We start from the raw sequence: 3206 nt of genomic DNA, 5'->3' as shown, positions 1-3206 counted from the left end.
GACCGCTGCACCGCCTTGTAGGTGTTGTTGCCGGTGTTCAGGTCGGGGAAGATGAACACCGTCGCCTTGCCGGCTACCGGCGAGTCGGGCAGCTTGGTCTTCGCCACGTCGGGGTCGACGGCGGCGTCGAACTGGATCGGCCCCTCCAACGCCAGATCCGGACGCCGCTCGCGGACGATCTCGGTGGCTTGCCGCACCTTGTCGACGTCGGCGCCGAAGCCGGAGCTGCCGGTGGAGTAGGAGAGCATCGCGACCCGCGGCTCGATGCCGAAGGCCACCGCCGTCTCGGCCGAGCTGATCGCGATGTCGGCCAGCTGCTCGGCGGTCGGATCGGGGTTCACCGCGCAGTCGGCGTAGACGTGCACCCGGTCGGTCATGCACATCAGGAACGAACCCGACACCACCTTGACGCCCGGCTTGGTCTTGATGAACTCCAGCGACGGCCGGATCGTGTTGGCGGTGGTGTTGATGGCGCCCGACACCATGCCGTCGGCCATGCCCAGATGCACCATCATCGTGCCGAAGTAGGACAGGTCCTTCATCTTCTCGCGGGCCTGCTCGATGGTGACGCCCTTGTGGGCGCGCACCGTGGCGTACTCGGCCGCGAACCGCTCGACCAGGTCGGCGTCGGTGGGGTTGACGATCTCGACGCCGTCCAGCACCCAGCCCATCGCCGAGGCGCGGGTCTTGATCTCGACCGGGTCGCCCAGCAGCACCAGGTCGGCGACGCCGCGCTGCAGCAGGATCGAGGCCGACTCGAGGATGCGATCGTCGGACGACTCGGGCATCACGATCTTGCGGCGGTCGCGGCGGGCCAGCTCGTTGAGCTGGTAGCCGAACATCAGCGGGGTGACCACGTGCGACGGCGGCACCTCGAGTGCCTTGATCAACTCGGCCGAATCGACCTGCTCGGCGAAGATCCGGCGGGCCGTCTCAGCCTTGCGAGGCGAGGAGGTGAAATGCCCACGGGTCTGGAACACGTCCCGGGCGGTGGTGTAGGTGCCCTGGTCGGTCATGCCGATCGGCAGGTCGAGATGCATGCCGTCGAACAGCTTCACCACGTTCTCGGGGATCGGGTAACCGCCGGTCAGGATGACGCCGGTGAGCTGCGGGAACGACCCGGAATGGTGGGCCAGGATCAGGCCGGGCAGCAGGTCGCCGGAACGGTCGCCGGGCATCAGCACGGTGGCCTCGGTGACCAGCCGGGAGAGCACGTTCGGCAGCGTCATCGCGGCGACGATGGCGTCCTGCGATTCGCGGTCGAGCAGATCGGGATTGCCCAGCACCTGGGTCGCGCCGACCGCCTCGAACTGGGCGCGCAGGGTGGGGGCGACCAGCAGGGGTTCGGCCGGCAGGGCCGCGACGACCAGGTGGGTGAGCTCGCGCAGCGCCGCCGAGGTCTCGGTCAGGATGGCCCGGTCGACCTGGTTGGCGATCACGCCGATGGTCTGGACGTGATGGGCGGTGAACTCGTTGAGGGCCGCGTCGGCGGCGTCGCGAATCTCGCGGACGCCGCGTCCGAAACCGCTGACCACCAGCAGCAGTGCGGCGTTCAGGTTGGCAGCGACATCGGCGTTGAAAGCCAACTCGGTCGGGCTGGTGACATCGGCGTAGTCGGAGCCGAGCACCACCACGGCGTCGAAGCGGGGGCTGATCCGGCCGAATTTCTCGACGATCCGCTCCAGGGCACCCTCGGGATCGACGCGCATCTCGTCGTAGGTGATGCCGATGGCGTCGTCATAGTCGAGTTGCACGCCGGGTTGGTCGAGCAGCATCTGAAGAATGTCGTCGTGCTGCCCGGAACGAACCAGCGGGCGGAACACGCCGACCGACTCGACCTCGCGCAGCAGCGTGTCGAGGAGTCCTAGGGCGATGACGGATTTGCCGGTCTGGCCCTCGGGGGCCGCGACGTAAATGCTTCGGGTCACGGGCGACAGGCTAACGCCGTCACGATGTGCCTGTCTGCGGCTCGTTCGATCGCTGGGCGCGCTTCTCGGGCGGACCGGTGGCAGGCTGGGTCAATGGCACGCACGCGGCAGGTGGAGGTACGCGACGGGGTCGAGCTGACCAACCTGGACCAGCCGCTGTTCGGTGGCGCCGAGGCGTCCAAACGGGACCTGATCGACTACCTGGACGCCGTGAGCGGGCCGATCCTGCGCGAACTTGCCGGGCGGCCGCTGTCGGTGATCAGAGTGCGCCCGGGTCAGCAACCGTTCATGCAGAAGAACCTGCCCGACTACGCCCCTGACTACGTGCGCAGCACGATCGTTTGGTCGCAGGCGGGGCATCGGGAAGTCCGTTACCCGCTCTGTGACGATCGGCCCACCCTGTTGTGGCTGGCCAACCAGCGCGCGGTCGAATACCACCCGACGGTGATGCTGCCCGATCGAGGCGAGCACACCGACATCCTGGCCGGACGGGTCACGCACCTGGTGCTCGACCTCGATCCGCCGGCCGGCAGCGGCTTCGACGCGGTGATTCGGGCGGCGCTGCTGGTCCGGCAGGCCCTTGCGGCGGCCGGGCTGGCCGGGGCGGCGAAGACGTCCGGCTCGAAAGGCGTGCACGTGATCGTGCCGGTGCGTGACATCGATCTGCCCGATGCGGCAGCCGCTACCCGGGCGCTGGCGGCCCGCACCGAACGGCTGGCGCCCGAGGTGGCGACGACCGCGTTCCTGAAGGCTGATCGGGGCGGCAAGGTGTTCGTCGACGCCACCCGCTCCGGCGGCGCCTCGCTGGCCTGCGCCTACAGCCCGCGGGTGCGTCCCGGGACGCCGGTGTCCTTCCCGGTGACGTGGGACGATCTGGCTGCCGTGACGCCCGCTGATTTCACGATTCGCAATGTGCCGGCGCTGGTGGGTGCCGGGGATCCGTGGGCGGAGCTGCTGCCGTCGCCGCAGTCGGTGCCCGCTGAGCTGATCGCCGAAGGGCACGCCATTCCGATCGCCCGGGTGGCGGCGATGCACGAGGGAAAACGCCGCAAGCGCGCTGCTCAGCGAGAAGGCACGCCCGATCCGGAGCGATAGCGGTCGCCTGCCGCCCGAAGGGTGCTCAGCCGCTCGCGCTGGTCGGCGGTGAGGGTGAGGTCGAGGGCGGCGAGGTTCTCGTCCAGATAGGCCGATCGCTTGGTGCCCGGGATCGGGACGACTCCGGAGTCGTGCCCGAGCAGCCAGGCGAGGGCGACCTGCGCGGGGCGGGCGCCCACCTCG

3 protein-coding genes are annotated in these 3206 nt (G+C 69.3%); 1 reads left to right on the top strand and 2 read right to left on the bottom strand.

Annotated features, from left to right (window positions below):
• On the bottom strand, window positions 1–1928 hold a 1928-nt coding region (gene pta / locus Q0066_RS02745; protein WP_298129819.1), incomplete at its 3' end, for a phosphate acetyltransferase.
• A 93-nt stretch (window positions 1929–2021) separates the two neighbouring features.
• On the opposite strand from pta, the gene Q0066_RS02740 reads away from it, so the two are divergent.
• The gene (locus tag Q0066_RS02740) at window positions 2022–3023 is read left to right on the top strand and encodes an ATP-dependent DNA ligase (protein WP_298129818.1); all 1002 of its coding nucleotides are present in this window, start codon (window positions 2022–2024) and stop codon (window positions 3021–3023) included.
• Here Q0066_RS02740 and Q0066_RS02735 read toward each other — a convergent pair.
• The coding region (locus Q0066_RS02735) for an aldo/keto reductase (protein ID WP_298129816.1) at window positions 2990–3206 on the bottom strand (217 nt) is incomplete at its 5' end. The two genes, Q0066_RS02740 and Q0066_RS02735, sit on opposite strands and share 34 nt — an antisense overlap.

Source organism: Micropruina sp. (genome assembly GCF_027492755.1).
In the GTDB taxonomy this organism is placed as follows: Bacteria; Actinomycetota; Actinomycetes; order Propionibacteriales; family Propionibacteriaceae; genus Micropruina.
This window is presented reverse-complemented; position numbering and strand designations above follow the sequence as displayed.